Here is a 15,679-nt window from a genome sequence, read left to right as displayed (position 1 = left end):
CTCGCACCAGCTTATGGATGTAATCTGAAACAAGCTAAATTATTGAATACATTTGAGGCTTTGGTAGCCCATTTTGAGGATATATCAAAAAAAATGATAGTGCTACCTCCTAAGATTAGGTTTTATTATTACATTCTCCGTAAATTGGGCATATTTTTTTTTGTAAAACAGCAGAAAGTTATCTATGTTACAACCGAATCCTAACGTTATCAATAATCCTATAGAACTCTTTCCGGTAGCGCCTATTACACCACAATTAAAAGCAGTGGACTTCTTCTGTGGTGCGGGTGGCGTTACAGCGGGATTCGTCCAGGCTGGCATCGAAGTCTTAGCCGGAATCGACATTGATCCGAATTGTAAGGCTACTTACGAAGAGAATAATACCGGGAGTAAATTTTTGAAAAAAGATATTTCGCTCTACAATCCTGAAGATCTTAGCACTGAATTAAAAATTCAACGCAACGATGATGATTTGGTATTTATAGGTTGCAGCCCGTGTCAATATTATAGTTCAGTAAATAATATTAAAGATAAATCAGCCAAGGGAAGATTACTTTTAGAAGATTTTCAACGGTTTGTAGATCATTTTAGACCTGGGTATATATTTATAGAAAATGTTCCAGGATTAAAAAAAAACAATGAAAGTCCATTAGGTCGGTTTAAACAATTTCTGATCGACGCGGGTTATGTGTTTTCTGATGACGTACTTAATGCTAAGTATTTTTCAGTGCCTCAAAACAGAAGAAGATATGTGTTGCTAGCCACGAGGATAAATAATGAAATAAAATTGCCTACAGGTAGTAAGAAAAATGTGACCTCCGTTAGATCAGTTATCGGCGATACAACTGTATTTCCCCCAATCGTAGCAGGGCATAAAGATAATAGCGAATTTTTACATAGCGCAGCCAGTCTTAATGAAGTGAACATGAGAAGAATTCAAAGAACCACTCATAACGGAGGTTCGCGAAGAGAATGGTCTGATGATCCAGAATTACAATTGGAATGTTATAAAGATTATGAGGGTCATAGTGATGTCTATGGTAGGCTTTATTGGGACAAACCATCACCAACTATAACTACTAAATTTTACAGTTTGTCAAATGGTCGATACGGACACCCCGAACAGGACAGGGCTTTATCGCTACGTGAGGGGGCTGTACTCCAGTCCTTTAGTAGCAGTTACAAATTTTTGGCTTCGAGCCAAGGAATTAATGGAAAACTTATAGGTAATGCAGTGCCTCCTAAAATGGCCATGGCAATTGGTAATGCATTGATAGAAAACAGAATAAATGGCGCAATTTAGGGCTAAGGCGAGAGCGGTCGATTTATTAGGTAAAGGACAGATAGCTGATTTGCCTACTGCTATTTCCGAACTTTGGAAAAACGGATACGATGCTTACGGTAATAACCTAGAAGCATCGTTGTATGAGCAGGGGTATGAAGGTGCGAGCCAGTCCATATTCGTCGTTTCTGACGACGGCAGAGGAATGGACGATGAAGATATATCCGATAAGTGGTTTGTTTTGGGAACCGATTCCAAAACACGAGGCAGGTACGACCAACAAGGACCCGATACACTGGATAAGCCGCCTCGTGTAAAGATGGGCGAAAAAGGCATTGGCCGTCTTGCAGTTGCTTATTTGGGACCTCAGATGCTTATGCTTACTAAAAAGAAAAATCACCCTTTGGAATTGGTTTTTTTTGACTGGCGTATCTTAGAAAACTACAATTTATATTTAGGAGATGTGCAAATTCCTCAAAGCTCAATTACTTCATTAGACGAGTTTGAGGGAACGCTGAAAAATCTAAAAAAGGAATTTCTTCAAAATTTTCCTCAAATAGCCCCCGGTAAATTTGATCCATGGAGCGAACAGCCTGAAATTAAGGCATCAATAATTTCTTACTGTAATAATCTTAGCGTTCCTGATTTTATCATCAATGATGTTGTAAAAGGTCTTTTAGCCGATTTATCGGCTGCACATGCCACCAGGTTTATTATTTTTCATCCAGATCCGCAAATAACAGAGCTAAGCACGTTTGCGAAAGAAGATTCAACAAAAGACATTGATAGCGCGTCGTTAAATTATACCATATCCTCCTTAGCGGGCCTGTTTAATCTTTTTAAAACCAAAGACCCTGAATATAAGACTCATTTTTGGATACACAAAAGTGACGGCACAGGAGTGTATGACCTTTTGACATTTCGCTCTTTTTTTGAACCCGATGATTTCACTAAGTCTGATCACATGATCGAAGGTGATTTTGATGTTGAGGGAAATTTTGACGGGACAGTCAGAATTTACAAAAAATCGATACCACATGTATATAAACCTCAAAAGGCTAGAAAGAAAACGTCCTATGGGCCGTACAAGATAAAGCTTGGTTATGTTCAGCGTGAAAAGGAAGATAGCTCGCTGACAGAAGCCGTTAAAGATGAGTTTGAACGTAAGTTAGATATATATAGTGGCCTTTTCATTTATAGAGATGGTTTCAGGGTTCTACCATATGGACGTCCCGATACAGATTTTTTAGAATTTGAAGAGCGTCGCAGTAAAGGTGCTGGAACGTATTTTTTTTCCAATAGGAGAATGTTCGGTTATATTGAAATTACTAGGGATGGAAATGGTGGGTTAAAAGATAAATCAAGCCGCGAAGGATTTACTAACAATCAGGCATTTCGCGACTTTAAAGTAGACCTGATTAATTTCTTTAAAGATCTAGCCAAAAAATATTTTGCTACCAAAGCAGAGGAAGATTATAAGCGAGATCAGCAAGAAGAACTTAAAAAAATGTCTCTCGCTGAAGAACAGGAGAAGCAACGTGATATTCAAGCCAGAAAAGAGTTTCAGCAAAAACTTAAGGATCTTCCTGGAACTTTAGAAAAACTCCAAATAGAATACGACGGATATTTGAAAGAACTGGAAAATAAATCTAACCAATCTGATATCATTTATAACGATCTTCAAAATATCATAACAAAAGCGGAAAATTGCAGAATAAGAATAAAAGACCTTAAAATTTCTAAGCCAACCAGATTTAAGCCAACGCCTTTGCAGCAGAAAACTTACCATAATTATAATAAGGATTATTCTAAGGTAGTCGGTCATTTTGATGAATCAACTTCTATACTGAATAATGTCAGAGATAAGCTGAAAGTGCATGAGCTTTTCCAGTCGTTCCAGGATAAAAACACTTTATATAAAAACACACTTATTTCTCAGTATCGTAATGTATCTGCCGAGTTAGAACTAGCTTTTAAGAATATTGAACGGGAACTTGAAAATGAACGAAAAATATTGTTGGATGATTTTGAAGGCAAGTACAATGCAATCATTCCGGCAAAAGACGACGCAGATGATATCGGAAGAAGTATGAAATTACTGGAAAGCATTTTTAATGATTCCAGAGAACGGCTGATTAGCAGAACTGCACCATTTCTTGAACATATCAAAAGAATAAATTTTAATGTTGACGAAGATAATTTAGTTGGGTTTTATAAGTGGAAGTTTGAAGAAATGCGCGAAGAATGGAACCAAACTTATGAACTCGCTCAGTTAGGCATTGCCGTTGAAATTATCGATCATCAGTTTAACACTTTGTATGCACAGTTAGCTGAAAATATCAGCACAATGCAACGCTTTATGATTCCCGGTGATGAAGCAGAAAAAAAATATAACCGTCTCTATACGGCATTTGAACACCTGCAAAATAACTATAAGCTTTTACAACCTATTTACCGAACAACAGGTAGGATAAGAAAACAAATTCCAGGTCAGGAAATAAAAGACTATACAAAAGAATTTTTCCATGATAAATTTTCTGAAAATAAAATTTCATTTGATATAACCCCCAAAGCTTCCAAGTGGACTATTTATACTTATGAATCGATTTTGAAACCTGTCGTTATAAACGTTATTAACAATGCAATTTATTGGTTACAACGAGCGGATAAAAAAGAAATTCTAATTGATGAGGTTAATAGTAACTTACTGATAATGAATTCGGGGGAGCCGATTGATGATTATCTATTAGATGACATATTTAAATTATTCTATTCAAACCGTCCTAATGGAAGAGGAATAGGCCTTTATTTAGCCAAGAAAAGCCTTAATGGTGTTGGACTGGACATTGTTGCAACGAATGACCCCGCTCTAAACAAGTTAAATGGAGCATGTTTTGTAATTAAACCTTTATCACAATCTTAAATAGCACCATGACTGATCTAGAAAGCCCTGCTGTCGGAATTATTAAAAAATCAATTATTTCGTCGATTTATATTGATGATAACATCGTTGAGCCTTTTACACAGGTTACGGAAACTGATGCAGATTACACCTTAACAAAGGGGGTATATGAATCTTTCAGGAAAGAAAATAAAACTATCGATTTTTACAAATTCGATGCCGGCAAAAATTGGGAGGAAGACCACGAATATCTTTTTAAGAATAGAGATTTATTAGTTTTAGACTGGCAATTAATTGGCGAGGGGCTAAAACAGCCGGAAACGCTTAAAGTACTTCGAAAGGCCGTCAATACAGACAGTCTTCATTTCATATCGATCTACACCGCAACTGAAGTAAAGGACTTCTCTCAAATATTATACTTTATAAAGGCTTACTTCAATCCTGAGTATACTGATGCTTCAGTCGCTGAATACAACAAAATCATAGCGGAAATTGAAAGCCTTGGACACGACTCGTCCTTTTTTAAAAAATATATTGGTCAATTTAAAGATATAGCCTTAACGGGAGGTGATCTTAAAAAGGAAAATATACAAGAATTAAAAAAGTTGATAGAAACTGATCTTGGTGATGATTACAAAGTTTTTGCGAAAAGCCTTAAAAAAGTTCACTCAGACACATTAAAGGCCTGTGAAATCTTTGGTTATATATTAAATGAGGTTGAACCTATAGAAACTCCTACATTTGAAAGCGAATTTAATCTTGAATTTGTGAGCGAAAATTTTTTGATGGTTAATCACACTATCATCCAGATTACTAATAAATCCAATCCAGAGCCTTTACAACTCTTTCAATTTTTCACAACGGCCCTACAAAAAGTTTGCGGAAACTTGCTAACACTAATTACATTGGAAACTCGAAGTTTGCTCAGAGAAAGCTCAGGATTTATCGGCAAAGACGCGGATAGTATTAAGGATGCTGTGTTATATCACCAACGTGATAAAAAAAGTGGTTTTTTTGAATTCCTGATGAGCATAATAAAAAGTCATACCATTTCCTATTTTGATTATAAACAAGGTAGATTGAAATCTGTTCAAGATGAATTTTGGGATACTTACGATCGTGAAAAGAATGTTAAAGAAAAATTAACAGAGCTCGAAAAATCTGAAAATGAAGTCGAGCTAATTGATGAAATATTAAAGCTAAACCTGTATTATAACACACTCCATATTAAACGATCTGACGGAGATAAACTGAAATTTGGTGACGTCTTTTACCGAAAAAAAGATGGTAGTTTTTTTCTATGCATTACTGCGCATTGCGATTGTCTTGAACCGGATAATATCAAAAATAATTTTTTCTTTATTACCGGCAAAAAGCATTCCTCTGTAGAAATGGTGAAGATGGGCGACGATGTATTTTGTTCTTACCTTAAAGACAATGACAAAGTAATCGCCGTAAGATGGAACAATAGGCCGGTTGTCTTAAAAATAAAAGATAACAAGGTCCTGAATCATATTTTAAAAGGCTTGGATGGTAAGGACGAAGATTATGAATTAATCTATCATTCTACTATTAAAGAAAATTATACACAGAGGATGGCAAACAATTCATTTGCTCATGCGATGCGGGTAGGTATAGATTTTGGTAAATTGTAAATTCAAACAACCTGATGCCACAAGATTGGTCAGATGCCGAGGTCAAACTAATAGTAGCCGACTATTTTTCAATGTTGATAGACGAATTAACAGGGAAAGTACTTAACAAATCTTTTCATAGAAAGGCGTTGTTTCCGTTGCTGAATAATAGGACGGCATCTTCAATTGAATTTAAGCACCAAAATATTAGCGCTGTACTTGTCGAAATGAATATTCCATTTATTAGAGGATATCTGCCAAGAGATCAATTTCAGCGCAGCAAACTTATCCCTGCGGTAAGGGGGTATTTGAAGTTGAATCCTAATGTACAATTATTATTTGGTGAGTTTGCTAATGACAGTTCGTTCGTGAATAAAGGTGTTAAATTTGAAAACTGGTTGGTAACGGCGCCTGAAATTAAAAAGGATATCCGAATCGTAAGGCCGGCACAAAACCCTGTCAAAATAAATTATTTGGAAAGGGAACAAAATAATCGGTTATTAGGAATGCAAGGTGAAGAACTGGCTATTCAATTTGAAAAAAACCTGCTAATCAAATCTGGAAAAGAAGCGCTTGCAGAAAAAATTGAATGGGTGTCCAAAGAACAGGGTGACGGTTTAGGCTTTGATATTTTATCGCGAAACTTAAACGGTACGGATAAATACATTGAGGTTAAAACGACCAAACTATCTAAAGAAGCGCCTTTTTTTTTCACATCCAATGAATTCAATTTTTCAATTAAAAATGAGGGTAACTTTCATCTTTATAGAATTTTTGATTTTAACATAAACCCAAAGATGTTCCAATTAAAGGGACGATATGATGCCTTTTGCAGAATTGAGCCCGTAGGGTACAAAGGACGATTTTAATCTGAAAGCACAAATAAATTACAATTACTACTTTAGATTAGTGTCTTGAACTAAGCTTTGTTTTCTTTTAAAAAATCTCGAAATTACTCTTGACATTTATGACAATATGTTTAGATCGGTTGAAACATATTGTTGGAAATACCTCCCCAGAGCCTGACTTTATTAGTGCGCGTTAACAGAGGAAATTTTAAATGGTTTCAAAATCGCATTTTTTAAAAAGTATGTGCAACAATCAACAGTTGATTCATGGCACAAAAGGTATTATGAAGTGAACTTTAAATAACAGATAACTATTTATTATCCATCAATCAGAACTACAAATTTCAACATAGTTTGAATGACCCTTGAAATCCATTCTCTTGAAAAAACCGTAACAAATGCCTAACGGAGCAAATTTTAATGTTCCAAAAATCCTTGTTAAATCTCTTCTATAATTTATAAAATCACATTTTGACTCATTAATACGCATAGTCTAGCACATCATAATTTTTCTTCTTATTAATAATATAATATGTTCAAGCTTTCTTAAATTGAGTAAAAAAACTAGTTTGCCAATAATCTTATCAAAAAATATGAGTAATACTTTCTTTAAATTATTCTGCCGCTTAACCCTTAGTATTACTAATTTCGCAACGAATTTCCCTTAAACACTCATTATGGATTTATTCTCAATAGTAGGCTGGTTCGGCGTTTTGTTCTGCACGCTTGGCTATTTATTGCTCAGCCTTAAGACAATCAAAGCAGAATCCTTCAGCTTCCAGGCCTTAAATATTGCAGGCGGATTGTGTCTGGCCATCACGGCAATTCAGACGGAAGATCTCCCGAATGCGGTAGCCAACCTGCTCTGGATGTCTATCGGTTTATTTGCCGTTACCGGTAAATTCAGGAAGCGGAAAGTGGATGAAGCTTAGCTTCAGATAAAGATAGGGCATCGTAGGCTTTTTGCTTATAATAGGCGAGGCGCTCCACATAGGCCTTTTTATCGCTTTCCATGGATAGATAAAAATAGGCCCCATCTACCAATACAAAAATATAATCGGCCGTTACCTGCGGGTTCTCCACCTGTATGAGTCCCTGGCTGCTGCACTGTTCTATGATGGAAGCCAGTCCGTTACGCAGGGCATCGAGAATGAGTTTGTATTTCAGTTTTATCTTTTTCTCCCGGAAGGCCAGGGCATAAAAAGTATAAAATAGGCCATCATCAAACAGCAGGTTCCATTTTTTGGAAAAGAGCATGTCGATGGTTTTCTCCAGGTCGGCCAGGTTGGCTTTGCCCTTATGTCTTGCAGAATAAATGGATAAATACCGGTCGAGTATGTGATCAATCAGCGCATAGGTCATGCCTTCCTTCGTATCGAAATAATGTATAATCAGGCTTGGATTAATATCCATCACTTTGGCAATTTTCGCGATTGAAGTATTTTCATAGCCTTCCTTTTTGGCTACCTGGTAAAATACATTAATGATCTCTTGTTTCCGGGCCTCTTTCAGGCTTTTACGTCCCATGCTGCTGTTAATTTCACTGCAAACTAAGCAAAAGGAATCAGAAATAGCAAATTAAAAAAGCAGAATAGATTGAATGAACGTTCAATTAATATTTTAATGAGGGCTTAACTTCAGCTTAATATGATATGGTGAATTTAGCGGCGCTGAAAGGCATCAAAAAATCCAAACAAGAAATTAATTATTAATTACGATGAAAAAAAAGCTACTATGGATGTTCGCGCTGTTACTTTTATCGCCGGCCTTATTCGGGCAGGGGTTAACGGTAAGCGGTGTGGTGTCGGATGAGAAAACGGGGGAGACCATTCCCGCGGTAAACATTACGGTAAAAGGAACAAACCAGCACATCGCCACCAACAGCAATGGCGTTTATAACATCAGCAGCGTTAAGCCCGATGCCGTACTGATTTTCACTTACATTGGTTATAAGCAGCAGGAAATTGCTGTTGGCGGCCGGACAAAAATTAATGTGTCCCTTGCTGCCGATTTTGCCAACCTAGATGAAGTGATGGTGGTTGGATTCGGTACCAAGAAAAAAATCAATGTAGCCGGTGCAATCGATCAGATATCCGGTAAACAACTGGAATCTAGACCGGTAACCAATGTGTTGCAGGGCTTGCAGGGCATAAGTCCGGGCTTAAACATTACCTATGCAGGTGGCGCGCCGGGTAGTGTACCCAACATCAACATCAGGGGTTATACGTCGATTAACGGCGGTTCTCCATTAATTGTAATTGACGGTATTCCGGCCACGAGCAACGACGATATGTTAAGGCTCACCCCGTCTGATATTACCTCTTTCACCGTATTGAGGGATGCCGCATCTGCCGCGATTTATGGCGCAAGGGCTGCCTTCGGCGTGATTTTAATTACCACCAAACAAGGAGCAGCAGGGAACAATGTGATCAGTTACAATACTTTTCAATCCTGGGGAAAACCGACTTTACTTCCTAAACCCGTAACGGATCCTTATATCTTTTCGCGTGTGCTGGAAACGGCAACCGACAATACCCCATGGGATTATGTAAATTATTCGGATGAGTATTACCGCTGGGCAAAGGAAAGATCAGACAATCCATCCATCGCGGATACGCGTTTAAACCCAACCGACCCAACCAAATGGGCCTATATGGGCAGCAACGACTGGTATGGTTATTTCTTCAATAACGCAAGCTTATCTAAAAGCCATACGCTAACCTTTTCAGGTGGTGCAACCGTTAATGAAAAGCCTTTAACTTATTATTTATCTGCAGATTATGCCAGGGATAACGGCTTGAATAAATTATCGGCCGATTACTGGGACCGTTATGGAATGCGTTCGAAAGTTGGATTTGCTCCGCTTTCCTGGTTAAAGATTGATAACAACCTGAACATTTACGAAACGAAGCGTGCAGTGTCGAATGGCAACATTACGGATTTGTATTACCTGATGCCGACCGATGTGGCAAAAAATCCGGACGGCACCTGGGCAAATACAGCAGCGGGTAAACTCGCCGCGAAACTGGTGGATGGCGGAAACAACCAGCAGAATATGTTTGGTTTCCAGAACATTACCAGCGCCACCGCCTTATTTTTAAACGGCGACCTCCAGGTGAATGGTGATGCTTCCTTCAAAAGGGAGCTTTGGAAAAGCCATTTCGACAGTAAAAGATACAAGATTGGTTACGGACCGAATGACATCCGCGAGGAAGGCGGAAACGGTTCGGTATCGGAAGGCAATGGCTACCTCTACAATAATGCCTTTAACTTATACAGTACCTATAAAAAGACCATAGGCGATCATTTTTTCAGCGCCATGGTAGGTTTTAACAGCGAGGATTACAGTTATTCTACGGTAAGTGCGAGTAAGGATATATTAATCTCACCTTCATTGCCTTATCTGTCGCTGACCACAGGAACGGCTACCGCTGGTGCTGGTTATGCTGCCTATGCAACTAACAGTGCATTTTCGAGGTTGAATTATACCTTTAAGAACCGTTACATTGTGGAGGCTACCGGCCGTTATGATGGTTCATCACGTTTCCCGGTGGAACGCCGCTGGGGATTTTTCCCTTCCGCGTCTTTCGCATGGATTGCGAGTGGCGAAGATTTCTTCAAACCACTTTCGCCGGTGGTATCCACTTTTAAACTACGTACATCTTACGGTGATTTAGGCAACCAGAACGTAGGTGATTTTGGTTATATCCAATCCCTTGCCACGGGCACATCAGGTTACTTAATCGGTGGTTCCGGACAAAATCCAATCATTACAGGTGCGCCGGGATTGAATGTCGACCCCCAAACCTATACCTGGGAAAGGGTGTCTACCTTGAATATGGGTACCGACATCGGCCTATTGAATGATAAGCTTTCTTTTACATTTGATTATTATATCCGCGATACCAAAGGCATGCTTACCGCCGGACAGGAATTGCCAGGCGTATTGGGTACAGGCGTGCCGCGCCAGAATTCAGCTGATTTGAGGACAAAAGGATGGGAATTATCGGTAACCTACCGGGATAGATTCGATTTAGGCAGCAAGCCATTTAATTTTGATGCGAAGGTTTTCCTGTCGGATTCGAGATCAAAAATCACGAGGTTTAAAAATGACCAGAACTTATTCAGCAGCTTCCGCGAAGGACAGGACATTGGTGAAATCTGGGGATTGCAGAATGATGGCGTTTTTAGAAGTAAAGCAGAAATTGCGGCATTAGATCAATCGGCCATTGTTCCATGGGGCGCGCTTTCTATTGTAGAGGGCTGGCCGAAATACGTGGATCTGGATGGCAATAAAAAAATCGAAAGAGGCTTGAGCGCAAACGACCCGAAAGATTTAAAAGTTATTGGAAACAGTACCGACCGCTATACCGTGGGTGCGAACCTGAATATGGATTATGCAGGATTTGATCTGTCTGTATTTGTGCAGGGTGTGCTTAAAAGGGATTTTTATCCGCACAATTACCTGTTCTGGGGACCTTACCAGCAGCCTTATGCCAATGTGTATCCCTGGAACCTCGATTTCTATCGTGGCGCGGCTGAATCTGCTGAACAAAGGGCGAAACATTCTGCATCGTACATCGCTGCCGGTCTTGCCGATGCGAATCCAGATTCACAATACCCGGTGTTGCAATCCTGGCTAGCAGATTCAAACTATGGCTCAGGTCTGGACATTCCGCAGACTAAATATTTACTTAACGGGGCTTACCTGAGAATTAAGAACGTTTCCTTAGGCTATACCGTTCCTGCGAAATGGACCAAAAAGATAAACATTACTCGTTTGCGGTTTTTCGTAACCGGTGAGAACCTTTATGAATTCTCGGCGATTAAAAAATTCATCGACCCGGAAGCCGTAAACCAGGGACCTAACGCAGCGGCATATCCTTTCCAACGCCGGTATGCATTTGGTTTAAACCTCGATTTTTAATTTAAAAAGAACCCCATCAGATGAAAAAGCATTTATATATAATCGCTATTGCCGCACTAACAACAGTCGCAGCATGCAAAAAGAATGGTCTGGATCGTTTACCGCAAACCTCCATATCCCCGAACCTGTTTTTCAATACCGAAAGTGATCTGTCGCTTTACGTAAACGGATTAATTTCGCAGCCCGACCGCGGCAGCTACCTCAATGATCAGAGTACGGATAATGTGGCAACAACTGCAGCGGTAGAAGTAAAAAACATTATGGCCGGCAATACCAATGCGCAGAACATAACCACAGGATGGAGCTGGACAAGGTTGCGAAACATCAATTATTTCCTGGAAAACTGTGGTAAAGCACAGGTTTCTGCTGCTGTAAAAAGCCATTATGCTGGTTTGGCAAGGTATTACAGGGCTGAATTTTATCTCGACAAAATGAAGCGTTTTTCTGATGTGCCATGGTATTCTGGAACCCTTGAACCCGGTGATGCAGAATTGTATAAACCGCGTGATGCCAGGGCTTTAGTGGCCGACAGCATAATGGCTGATTTAGATTATGCCTACAAAAATGTAAGGGAATCTGTTCCGGTGGGAACACCTGGTAAATGGGCGGTAGCCACTTTATATTCCAGGGCAGCCCTTTATGAAGGTACTTACCGCAAATACCATAGTGAACTGAACCTTAGCAATACGGCCAACACTTTTTTACAGACAGCGGCACGAGTTGCAGGCGAACTGATGGCAAGCAAAAAGTTTTCAATTTATAACACCGGAAAACCGGAACAGGACTATGGTACACTTTTTTCATCGCAGGATTTGACCACCAACACCGAAGTGATACTGGTTAACATTTTCGACCTGAATAAAAGCAAAAGCCAGAATGTGAATTCAACCGTATTTGGCGATTATGAACAGGCACCGGCAAAAGATTTATTGCAAACCTACCTGATGCGTGACGGAAGCCGCTTCACCAGTCTTGCAAATTATAATCAAATGGGTTTCGTTGCGGAATTCAAAAACCGCGACCCAAGGTTGTCGCAAACGATGGTTTACCCGGGATGGATCAGGGTTCCGGATGCCACGCCTTATATCCAACGCCTCAACAAAAACTTTACGGGCTACCACCAGCTTAAAGGCTATGTGAACAGCACGGATAATGCTACGCTGAATGGTGTCGATTTTCCGGTTTACCGCTATGCGGAGGTTTTGCTAACTTATGCGGAAGCACTTGCTGAACTCGGCACCTTAACGCAGGCCAACCTGGATGAATCTGTGAACTTACTGCGCAGGAGAGCAGGCTTACCGGATTTAAACCTGTTTGCAGCTAATGGTAATCCGGACCCAATGTTAGTGCAGCAATACCCTAATGTAACGGCCAATGTTGGTCTGTTACTGGAAATTAGAAGGGAACGCAGGGTGGAGTACGCATTCGAAAACATGCGCTATGATGATTTAATGCGGTGGAAAGCGGGTAAATTATTAACAAAAAGTCCTGAAGGCATGTACTTTAGTGGCTTAGGGAAATATGACCTAACCGGGGATGGGATAGACGATATTGCACTTATCGACCGGACGGCGACCATACCAGGGGAAGATCAGAAAGAGAAAAACTCATTGGGCGTCAAACTCATTTACTACAGGGCAGGAACCATCGGTACGGATGCGACTGTTTACCTTAAAAATGGAAATGCAGGCGGAAACATCGTTACAGAGAATGTAACCCGCATTTTCGAGGAGCCGAAGTATTATTACCGTCCGGTTCCCCAGCAACAGGTGGCCTTGAATCCGAAACTGACTCAAATTTTTGGCTGGTAATGAAAACTAAGATGAACAGACGTTCGCTGATTAAAGCGCTTGGCTTATCGGCAGGTGCTGCAATTGCTCCATCAATCCCGGCTATTGCTTCAGCCGGGATTATGGGGGCGCCTGCAACGGAGAAACCTGTACTAACCGTGCCGCACATTACAGACGTGCACATCCGGCCGGGAGATAAGGCCCCGGAGAGATTTAAGGCCTGCCTGAAACAGATTATCAGTAAACATCAGGTTGATTTCTTCCTGAATGGAGGCGATTCCATTAACGATGCTTCCTATGATAACGTCATCCGCGACCAGGTTACGGAACAGTGGCGCATTTGGGATGATTGCATTTCAGTAATTGGCAAGTATGAAATCTATAGTTGCCTTGGTAACCATGATATTTGGTGGAAGGCACCCGGCAAAACCGATGAAATGTATGGAAAAGATTATGTGGTGAAGCGACTGAAGATACCGGCCCGATATTATAGTTTCCGTAAAAAGAACTGGCACTTCATTGTGTTAGATGGGAACAACAGCAAGATTTCGCTTGATGAGGTGCAATTTCTTTGGCTGGAGCAGACCTTAGCGCAAATACCCGCTGGTTCTTTTGCTTTGCTGATGTCGCATTACCCTATTCTCGGTACCACACAGGTACTCGTTGGCGGCGGACATTCGGATTGTAAGCGCTTAAAAGATTTATTCTACAAGCACAAGGATAAGGTGCGGATTTGCCTGAGTGGCCACAACCACCTTTCGGACCATAGTGTTTACAACGGCATTCAGTATTGCTGCAATGGCGCGATGAGTGGTTTTTGGTGGGGCAAGGGCGATGCGGAATCTGCGGGCGCCGGTTTCTACCAGGAAACGCCGCCGGGCTATGCGCTCCTTAAATTGTACGAAGATGGGCGCGTGGAAAATGACTATTATCCTCATAAATTATAATTGAAAAAGATGTATTTAAGAACGATTATTTTTTGCTGTTTCGCCCTGATTTCAATTTCTGCCGAAGCCCAGAAAATCAAAACTAAAAAAGTGGTGTATGTTATCGCAGATGGCATTCCCGCCGATGTATTGGAACGCTTAGACCTGCCAAATTTCAAAAGGATAATTCAGGCTGGTTCCTATTCTCGCATGCACGTAGGTGGCGATAAAGGTACCTACAACGAAACGCCAACCATTTCTGCTGTGGGTTACAATAGTTTATTGACAGGAACCTGGGTTAATAAACACAACGTACCCGATAACGCCATCAAAGCACCGAATTACAATTATCAGCACATCTTCAGACTTTTTAAGAGTCAATATCCGGCTAAGAAAACGGCTATATTCTCCAGTTGGACAGACAACAGGACAAAGCTTTTGGGCGATGGGCTCGTTGAAACCGGAAACTTTAAACCGGATTATGTTGCAGATGGTTTTGAGCTGGACACCATACGCTTCAAGCACGATAAAAAAGCCGATTACATGCACCTGATTGATGAGGAAGTGGTAAAGCAGGCCGTTGCAACGATTCAGACTAAAGCACCTGACCTTTCCTGGGTATACCTGGAATATACGGATGATATGGGGCACCAGTTCGGCGATAGTCCGGAGTTTCACAAGGGCATTAAAATGCTCGATGAACAAATGGGTAAAATATTCGATGCGATAAACTACAGGCAATCTAAATTTAATGAAGACTGGTTAATGGTCATTACCACCGACCACGGACGGGATGAAAAAACCGGTCGCGGACATGGCGGGCAATCGGATCGCCAGCGTTCTACCTGGATGGTGAGCAATTATAAGAATTTGAATACTTATGCTAAATATTTCGACCTTGGCGTGGTTGATATTATGCCTTCAATCGCACGTTACCTTAATGTGAAGTTTCCAAAAACCGTAGAACAGGAGGTTGATGGTACACCCTTTATTGGTCCGGTATCGATAACGGCTTTGAAAGCCAATTATGTTCAAAAGCATTTAGACATCAGTTGGAAAGCGCTCGAAAAAACGGGGAAGGTAAAGATTTGGTTGTCTACAACCAACAATTTTAAAACCGGTACGGCCGACGATTACAAATTGTTAGGAGAGGTAGATATTAGTCAGCAGCATTATTTAGCAGACTTGAGCCAATACCCATCGGATTTTTATAAAATCGTGTTGGAAGCGCCGGATAATATGCTGAATAAGTGGATAATGGTTAAATAAGGTAAGTTATTTAGTTGATCTGGTATTAGCTTGAGGCGAGTTGATCTCATTTACTGCAAAAAAAACTCGTCATTCTCGCGTAGTCGGGAATCTTAAAGCAC

The 15,679-nt window shown here is 40.4% G+C and carries 10 protein-coding genes; 9 read left to right on the top strand and 1 reads right to left on the bottom strand.

The features are described from left to right. Nucleotides 1-184: 184 nt before the first annotated feature. The 5 genes from ASF92_RS17525 (at nt 185) to ASF92_RS17505 (ending at nt 7,598) form a co-directional block, all read left to right on the top strand. Nucleotides 185-1,303: a DNA cytosine methyltransferase gene (locus tag ASF92_RS17525; RefSeq protein ID WP_082489606.1), complete on the top strand. Its 1,119-nt coding sequence runs from the start codon at nt 185-187 to the stop codon at nt 1,301-1,303. Then, nucleotides 1,290-4,205: an ATP-binding protein gene (locus ASF92_RS17520; protein WP_056096258.1), complete on the top strand. Its 2,916-nt coding sequence runs from the start codon at nt 1,290-1,292 to the stop codon at nt 4,203-4,205. The genes ASF92_RS17525 and ASF92_RS17520 overlap by 14 nt, the downstream gene beginning before the upstream one ends. A gap of 8 nt (nt 4,206-4,213) precedes the next feature. Next, a complete protein-coding gene (locus tag ASF92_RS17515; RefSeq protein WP_056096255.1) occupies nt 4,214-5,839 on the top strand; it encodes a response regulator receiver domain in 1,626 nt (541 codons plus the stop codon). Between the two features lie 14 nt (nt 5,840-5,853). Next, nucleotides 5,854-6,687: a DUF3883 domain-containing protein gene (locus tag ASF92_RS17510; protein ID WP_056096252.1), complete on the top strand. Its 834-nt coding sequence runs from the start codon at nt 5,854-5,856 to the stop codon at nt 6,685-6,687. Between the two features lie 656 nt (nt 6,688-7,343). Next, the gene (locus ASF92_RS17505; RefSeq protein ID WP_056096248.1) at nt 7,344-7,598 is read left to right on the top strand and encodes a hypothetical protein; all 255 of its coding nucleotides are present in this window, start codon (nt 7,344-7,346) and stop codon (nt 7,596-7,598) included. Here ASF92_RS17505 and ASF92_RS17500 read toward each other — a convergent pair. Continuing rightward, nucleotides 7,570-8,193 (bottom strand): TetR family transcriptional regulator, encoded by a 624-nt coding sequence (locus tag ASF92_RS17500; RefSeq protein ID WP_056096245.1) that lies wholly within the window; start codon nt 8,191-8,193, stop codon nt 7,570-7,572. The two genes, ASF92_RS17505 and ASF92_RS17500, sit on opposite strands and share 29 nt — an antisense overlap. 190 nt (nt 8,194-8,383) lie before the next feature. Between ASF92_RS17500 and ASF92_RS17495 the strand changes: the two genes are divergently transcribed. The 4 genes from ASF92_RS17495 to ASF92_RS17480 are packed head-to-tail and all read left to right on the top strand — an operon-like array spanning nt 8,384 to nt 15,578. Further along, nucleotides 8,384-11,593, top strand: a complete 3,210-nt coding sequence (locus ASF92_RS17495; RefSeq protein WP_056096243.1) for a TonB-dependent receptor — start codon at nt 8,384-8,386, stop codon at nt 11,591-11,593. A gap of 20 nt (nt 11,594-11,613) precedes the next feature. Beyond that, entirely contained in the window at nt 11,614-13,404 is a 1,791-nt protein-coding gene (locus tag ASF92_RS17490; protein ID WP_056096240.1) for a RagB/SusD family nutrient uptake outer membrane protein, read from the top strand. Further along, complete coding sequence (locus ASF92_RS17485; protein WP_231729855.1) at nt 13,404-14,330, top strand: metallophosphoesterase; 927 nt, start codon at nt 13,404-13,406, stop codon at nt 14,328-14,330. Before ASF92_RS17490 ends, ASF92_RS17485 begins: the two co-directional genes overlap by 1 nt. Before the next feature lie 9 nt (nt 14,331-14,339). Beyond that, complete coding sequence (locus ASF92_RS17480; protein ID WP_056096236.1) at nt 14,340-15,578, top strand: alkaline phosphatase family protein; 1,239 nt, start codon at nt 14,340-14,342, stop codon at nt 15,576-15,578. Nucleotides 15,579-15,679: the final 101 nt, after the last annotated feature.

The sequence above is a fragment of the Pedobacter sp. Leaf176 genome, from assembly GCF_001424305.1.
Taxonomy (GTDB): Bacteria; Bacteroidota; Bacteroidia; order Sphingobacteriales; family Sphingobacteriaceae; genus Pedobacter.
This window is presented reverse-complemented; position numbering and strand designations above follow the sequence as displayed.

Bases quoted from the DNA above. Each gene is read 5' to 3' on its own strand.
- ASF92_RS17525 (WP_082489606.1), top strand. From the start codon at position 185: ATGTTACAACCGAATCCTAACGTTATCAATAATCCTATAGAACTCTTT.
- ASF92_RS17520 (WP_056096258.1), top strand. From the start codon at position 1,290: ATGGCGCAATTTAGGGCTAAGGCGAGAGCGGTCGATTTATTAGGTAAA.
- ASF92_RS17515 (WP_056096255.1), top strand. From the start codon at position 4,214: ATGACTGATCTAGAAAGCCCTGCTGTCGGAATTATTAAAAAATCAATT.
- ASF92_RS17510 (WP_056096252.1), top strand. From the start codon at position 5,854: ATGCCACAAGATTGGTCAGATGCCGAGGTCAAACTAATAGTAGCCGAC.
- ASF92_RS17505 (WP_056096248.1), top strand. From the start codon at position 7,344: ATGGATTTATTCTCAATAGTAGGCTGGTTCGGCGTTTTGTTCTGCACG.
- ASF92_RS17500 (WP_056096245.1), bottom strand. From the start codon at position 8,193: ATGGGACGTAAAAGCCTGAAAGAGGCCCGGAAACAAGAGATCATTAAT.
- ASF92_RS17495 (WP_056096243.1), top strand. From the start codon at position 8,384: ATGAAAAAAAAGCTACTATGGATGTTCGCGCTGTTACTTTTATCGCCG.
- ASF92_RS17490 (WP_056096240.1), top strand. From the start codon at position 11,614: ATGAAAAAGCATTTATATATAATCGCTATTGCCGCACTAACAACAGTC.
- ASF92_RS17485 (WP_231729855.1), top strand. From the start codon at position 13,404: ATGAAAACTAAGATGAACAGACGTTCGCTGATTAAAGCGCTTGGCTTA.
- ASF92_RS17480 (WP_056096236.1), top strand. From the start codon at position 14,340: ATGTATTTAAGAACGATTATTTTTTGCTGTTTCGCCCTGATTTCAATT.